The organism is Daejeonella sp., assembly GCF_037719425.1.
GTDB lineage: Bacteria > Bacteroidota > Bacteroidia > Sphingobacteriales > Sphingobacteriaceae > Daejeonella.
In genome coordinates this window covers 1-6,153 of the sequence record NZ_JBBJNI010000196.1, presented here as the reverse complement: position 1 = coordinate 6,153, position 6,153 = coordinate 1, and the positions used below count along the sequence as shown (strand labels likewise).

Below are 6,153 nucleotides of genomic sequence, written 5' to 3'. Positions count from 1 at the left end.
CCAGAGATGTTATGGCCTTTGTTACCGAGCAGGATGATGCCACTCAAAAAACCTTCGCTACACAACGGAACCTGGATGAACAACAAATTATAGGAATAAATATTCATGCTCCCATTCCGGTGGCAAAATGGTGGAACATCAACAACAACCTGCAGGTATATAATATGAGTTTTAAGTCGGCATCTCAGAATGGAGATCTCAATTCCGGACAAACCGCAGTCACCTATAATATGGATCATACATTTACCATAAATAAAACACTCACAGCAGAAACGTCAGTTCAGTACCAGTCTCCTATGCAGTATGGGATATTCAAAATCGAATCTCAAGCTGTGTTTAATGCCGGTTTACGTAAATCATTCATGAAAAATAAAGCCAACTTAAGGTTAAGCATGAATGATATTTTTAACACCAGACAACAGCGGTTATCGACGAACTACCAGAATATGGACCTTAACTTCACGGAAAAAGGAGAAACACAAATAGCAAGGCTAAGCCTAACTTACCGTTTTGGCAAGAATGAGGTAAAAGCCGCACGCCGCCGCTCAACCGGACTTGAGGATGAGACCAACCGGATGAAAAATTAGAAGAATCGTAATATCGCTAATGGCCATGACCTTTCGGGGGGTGGCCATTTTTTTTACTCAAAAATCCGTTCAATAACATTTTTGTTGTATTCATAAATAAAATCCTATTTTTAATTTTATAACCAATTATAAAATATCGTTTTTACCTATTCTATTTGATGGGACTCCTTTCTCAGGATGTTCTATACAGATTAATGCTGAATGCATCTTATTGAAAACTGTTTTGCTAAAGATCCTCGTCTTATTATGTATTTTATTAAGCTTCCAGCCTTTGCAAGGCCAGGAAAGTCATATAAAGTTAAAAGGGAGAATCATGCTGGAGAAGGAAACCCCTGCGGAGAAGGCTAATGTTTCCTTAATATCTGCAAAAACTACTTTAGCCGTTAAATCGATAACCGACAGCCTGGGAAATTTCGAACTTCATGCTGTTCCCGGATCTTATATCCTGTCTGCTGAATTGTCAGGATACAAAAAATCGTCAGAAACGATCATCCTAAAAACTACTCCCCTGGTACAGCAGCACGATATCATGCTTATCCGGGACATCCAAATGCTTGATGAAGTTATTGTCAGGGGAACAAAACCTTATATTGAAAGAAGGCCAGGGAAGGTTATACTAAACATCGCAAACAGCCTTACTGCGTCAGGAAATAATGTGTTTGATATCCTGGTGAAAGCTCCCGGTATACGGGCCGACCAGAATGACAATCTGAGTATGAATGGTCGTTCAGGTACAGTTATTATGTTTGATGGTAAACCTCAGAATCTTTCCGCCGAAGAAATTGCAAATCTTCTACGGTCTACCCAGGCAGATGCTATCAGTCAAATTGAGTTAATAAGCAATCCGGGAGCGCGCTATGAGGCAGCCGGTTCTTCAGGAATTATTAATATTCGTTTCAAAAAAGAAGAGAATGCCGGAACAAACGGAATCGTTAACGCCGCATTCGGGCATGGGGAAAATTATAAATTAAACTCCGGGATTAGTCTAAACAACCGTACCAAAAGAACCAATTTATTTGGAAATTATAACTACGGAAATAACAAGGGGCCAGAACTGGTATTCGTAGACAGAAATGTAAAGCTGAACAGCTTGATAACAAATTTCAATATCCGTAATGACGACAATAAACTCAGGAAAAATCACAATATAAAAACAGGCCTTGACTATTTTATCAATCCGAAACACACTATCGGCCTGATGGTTACGGGTGTCTTCAGTAATATGCGATCACTTGAAAGTAACCGCTCCCTGATCAGTAATAACGGCATAGTTGATTCCACCGTCTTTAGCTCGTCAGATGAGAACCGCAGGGTACGTAATATTGGTTATAACATGAATTACAAAGCGTTACTCGGCTCTCCAGGCAAGGAGTTATCTTTGGATCTTGATTATCTTGGATACGAAAGGCGTTCGGCTGAACAAATTGATTACACCTATTTAAACCGGCAAAATATTTCATACAGGGATTCCCAATATTTCAGGAACAGTTCGCCATCGCTCATCAGCGGAGTTTCGGTTAAGTTAAATTACAGCCATCCGCTTTCAAAAACAGCCAAATTCGACTCGGGCATTAAGACGACAAATGTCAATAGTGATAACATCCGGGATTTCGATCAATTGCTAAATAATAACTGGGAGGATGATCTCTTAAGAAGCAGCCAGTTCAAGTTCGTCGAACAGATCCGCGGAGCCTATATGAACTTTACTAATAAATTCAAAAATACATCTTTTGAACTGGGTCTAAGGGCTGAACAAACTATTTCTGAAGGAAAAATTATTGACCAGAGGGTCGTGAATCGAAATTATATAAACTTTTTTCCAGCTGTTCAAGTATCACATCAGGTAAACAAACAAAGCAATCTTAGCCTATCCTATAGCCGTCGCATAGGCCGTCCCGGATACGAAGACCTAAACCCCTTCTATTATTTTCTTGATCAATATACTTACCGGGAGGGAAATCCATTTCTGAAGCCGGAACTCACCAGCACATTTGAGCTATCGCATAGCCTCAAGGAAAAGCTTACTACCACGCTGCGTTATAGCTTCGTGAAGGATGTCCTTATGAATATAAACGAACAGGATGATGTAACAAAGGTCAATAAATCTGTGAGAAGAAATCTGGAAAACCAGCAGAATTGGGGGATTGAAGTTTATGCTCCTGTTGAGATTGCCAAATGGTGGACAACTGCAGTCACGGCTCAGGCCCAGTATCAGCGGTTCAACTCAGACATTGGTAATGTATATTTAAATAACAGCAAACCCTATTTTCTTCTAAACCTTCAGCAGAAATTTAGTTTTAAAAATAAGCTTACCGCAGAAATTACCGGTAATTTTGAATCGTCGAGCGCCTATGGCATATTTGTGTTTGAACCCTATTATGTGGTGGATGCGGGGATAGGTAAAACCCTTTTCCAGGGTAAATCAATACTGCGTTTAAGCATTTCAGATATTCTGAACACCAATGGGTATCGTTTTTACACCTCGTATAATAATCTGGACTACTATAGTAAAGAAAAGAGGGACACCCGCATCGCTTCACTGAGCTTCAATTATAAATTTGGAAAAAACTCTATTAAACCTGCCCGGAAACGGGTTTCGGGTCTACAGGATGAAAGCAGCCGGATACGTAACTAATTTTAAAGATTGTTTTTGATGAATAATGATGTTTTTCCGGCTTAGGAACTAATGCCCAACCATAAACACAGCGTTACTAAACAGCAATTTCCCGTTTTCCCAGAAGCTCCGGAATAAAGGGTCATCAGTAAGATAAACGATGGAACCATTGCCCATTTCCTGAACACCAAACAATAGGCCGTCGACCAGCTTTTTCTTAGCCTGAGCACCAACGAAGCCGGTTACGTAATTATCCTTTTTTAAAACTCCGACATTCCACCCGGGATTAAGATATTGGTAAACCTTATCATCAAGCTTCAGCGTATAATAGAAACCCGGGAAGCCAAATCCCAGAGGATGGGTACTATCCAGATTCACCTTGTAAATGGCTCCGGGAATGTTCGAACGAACACTCTCCCTATCGCGGTTTTCATAAATCTTTAAATCCTCATAAGGATTAATGTCCTTTTCATTCTTTTTCGCCTCTTCCTTATTTTTCAGATCGAAGCCCTTTTTTCCTGCAAGCTGAGCGACAGCGCCTTCCATGGCGATCAACTTACCCCCGCCACGGATCCACTCCTGCATTCTTTCATTGCCCGGATCAGGATAGTCGCCGTCAGGAAATATGATCACATCAAACTCATTAAGATTTACTCTTCCAAGATCTTCCGCACGAACGATGCTAAGCGGATACTTAATCTGCTGTTCAAAAAAGTGCCATACCTCACCGAACGAAAGAGAGGAGGAAGACGGACCGGTTACCGCCATTATTTTAGGTTTACGGATAAGCCTGACCTTATCAGAACCGAGATCAGCACCTTTATCAACAAACGCTGAAGGAATTGCTTGCAAGCTTATACCCGAGCTTGTCGCAAGGTTCTTAATTAACCGTTCAAATCCATCCCCGAAACCACCATTGCTGGTGCGCGCTATTATCAGGGATCCTGCATTGAAGCGCTTTCCTCCGGTCTCAAATGGTATCTCAGAATATCTTACCTTGATATTATACTTGAGTAACTGAGCAAGAAACTTAACATCGGAAAGCGAATTCCAGTTAGCGACATACGCTACCGGGTTTGAAATCTCATTAGCAACACTGGGAACTTCAGGCGATACCGCAGCCAGAGATTTAAGATTTTCCGACGTCGCAAATGCCTGTAGCCCGAACGCGTAAGGTAAGGACCACGCTGTAATATCATACGTCGCTGAATCTGAAACAAATGTCTGCGGCTCAAATAACACTTTCAGCAAAACTGATTTGGGTTGATATGCATTAATCACCATATCATTTCTTTCGACTTTGAAATTTTCCTTTTTACCAGTAAAATAATTAAACCCGTTTGCACCCTTCGCAGAGCCATAACCAAATTCTATCCCGTTTCGCTGAAGCATTGTAGCAAGGATTTTAAGTTTTTCCACATTCTCGCCTTTTATGATATAGGTTTTATACTCTCCCGGTGGTTTAGTTTTACTGGCTTCGAAATAGCTTTTAAACTCAGATACAGCTTTGGAAGCATTCTGAGATACAGCTTCAACAGTCGACAATCCGGTAGTATGGTGATGGTCAATACGGTCTTTCAACGTGAGCGTGTCCCCCTCCGCATTTACAATAGCTAAGCCTGCACGGCCTGAGCCGCCTTGCTCGTAGGTCATACCAACAGACCCATTGTAAATAGGGTACGTATCCCCGTATGATGGGTAAAGAAGATCAAATCGTTCTCGGGTAAAATACATCCAGCCATTTTTATCAAAATAACGTGCATTATTTTTGCCGATGATGGTCTGAAACTCCCTTTGCCATTTACTGATATCCTGATGATAAGGCTCAGCGGCCGGAGCAAAATAATAGGGTTCGTTAACTCCTTGCTCATGAAAATCAACATGAACCTGCGGAAGCCATTTGTTGTAAACCAGCATTCTTTGCTGAGTTTCAATTTGAGACTGCCATGCCCAATCACGGTTCAAATCGAAATAGTAATGATTTGCTCTACCTCCTGGCCAGGGCTCAAAATGTTCCCTGGAAAGCGGGAATGCATCCGGAGTCAGATTTCTAACAGGATTATAAAAATTGACATAACGTTCCCGGCCGTCAGGATTTAAGCATGGGTCAACTATAACCACGGTGTTCTGAAGCCATAACTGAGTACGCTGATTTGAAGGATCCAGAAGATCATAGATAGTTTGCAACGATGCTTCAGTGGACACTGCCTCATTTCCATGAACATTGTAGCTCAGCCATACTATTGCCGGTTGGTCCGCCGCAGGAGCATCATTCGTTATGCCGGCAAGGCGAAGATTATTCTTCCTGATATCTTCAACTTTTCCAATATTATCCACCGAAGCAACAACTGCCAAAAGAAGCGGACGGCCTTCATTGGTCTTGCCATATTCTTCCAGCTTAATGTTCTTTGAAGCTGTCGCCAAATATTTATAATAGTCGACGACCCGGTGATGTGCCGTAAATCGTTCCCCCAGTTTGTATCCTAAAAATTCGGAGGGCGATTGTATCTTTTGAGCATGTACGGTTAAGCATCCTGTGAAGATCAGGAATAAAACGGAGAGGAACTTATTCATAGTTTAATAAAACGGTGAGCAGGGATTTTTTAAAGAAATATCAACTAATCTACACAACCTTGTGTTTAAATACCAAATTGTTCATTTCAAAACGGCAAACCTGCATGAGCTGACAGCTTATTTAACGAAACGATTATCGCTCATGCAAGCCCTGCCTGCCGGTAGCTACCCTGTACACAAAAATAATTTACGTCCGGAAAAGCTAGTTTTAGTTACGAGTCAGCTTCAATTGCCTCCAGCTTAATTGAGGTATTGAACCAGCTTGAATTGATTAATCATAGATGACCTGGGCTGAGCCGATTCTTTGAGGAGGTCCCTGCTTTCGCACAATGTCATTAAGTTAAGGGTATTCATAATGTACCTTTTTGATTTTTAGTG

General features: G+C 41.3%; 3 protein-coding genes. 2 read left to right on the top strand and 1 reads right to left on the bottom strand.

Annotated elements, in window-relative coordinates:
* Positions 1-587: outer membrane beta-barrel protein (locus tag WKF69_RS18040; protein ID WP_340383702.1), on the top strand; the 587-nt coding region annotated here is incomplete at its 5' end.
* A 313-nt stretch (positions 588-900) separates the two neighbouring features.
* On the top strand, positions 901-3,222 hold the full coding sequence (locus tag WKF69_RS18035) for an outer membrane beta-barrel family protein (RefSeq protein ID WP_340383700.1): 2,322 nt from the start codon (positions 901-903) through the stop codon (positions 3,220-3,222).
* 48 nt (positions 3,223-3,270) lie between these two features.
* Here the strand turns inward: WKF69_RS18035 and WKF69_RS18030 are convergent, their stop codons facing one another.
* Positions 3,271-5,775: a M14 metallopeptidase family protein gene (locus WKF69_RS18030; RefSeq protein WP_340383698.1), complete on the bottom strand. Its 2,505-nt coding sequence runs from the start codon at positions 5,773-5,775 to the stop codon at positions 3,271-3,273.
* Positions 5,776-6,153 lie beyond the last annotated feature (378 nt).

Coding starts and splice junctions, on each gene's coding strand:
- WKF69_RS18030 (WP_340383698.1), bottom strand. CDS start 5,775: ATGAATAAGTTCCTCTCCGTTTTATTCCTGATCTTCACAGGATGCTTA.
- WKF69_RS18035 (WP_340383700.1), top strand. CDS start 901: ATGCTGGAGAAGGAAACCCCTGCGGAGAAGGCTAATGTTTCCTTAATA.